Annotated in this window: 1 pseudogene; it reads right to left on the bottom strand. The window is 75.2% G+C overall.

The features are described from left to right. A pseudogene (locus PROKR_RS33715) lies at positions 1–211 on the bottom strand (hypothetical protein); the annotation flags it as partial. Between the last annotated feature and the right edge of the window lie 208 nt (positions 212–419).

Here is a 419-nt window from a genome sequence, read left to right on the forward strand (position 1 = left end):
CCTCGTCGACGGCGGGGCCCACCAGCGCCTCGCCGGCGCCAGGCCAGCCGCCGCCGTACGCGAGCCGGAGCACGCTGTTCACGTGCTGCGGTTCGTCGGGGGCGCGGAACGCCGGGGTCAGCACCGCCCAGAGCCCGCCCACGAGGGTGACGAGCGCGGTGACCAGCGCCAGGGCTCTGCGGTACGCCGCCTCGGCGGGATCGTCGCGCACGGGCACAGGATAGGGGGACGAGGTTGCCGAACTCGTGCGGCGCGGGCGCCGGGTGACCGATGAGGCCCCCGATCCGACGTATCGTCAGTAGGTGCCTCCGTTTTCTCCTCGTGGCCGGAACCGGCGGTCGGGCCGGGGCTCCGGACCCGCCAGCGGCTCCTCCGGCAGCGGTCAGTCCGGCAGCAACCAGTCCGGCACCGGGTCTGCC

The sequence above is a fragment of the Promicromonospora kroppenstedtii DSM 19349 genome, assembly GCF_000515355.1.
In the GTDB taxonomy this organism is placed as follows: Bacteria; Actinomycetota; Actinomycetes; order Actinomycetales; family Cellulomonadaceae; genus Promicromonospora; species Promicromonospora kroppenstedtii.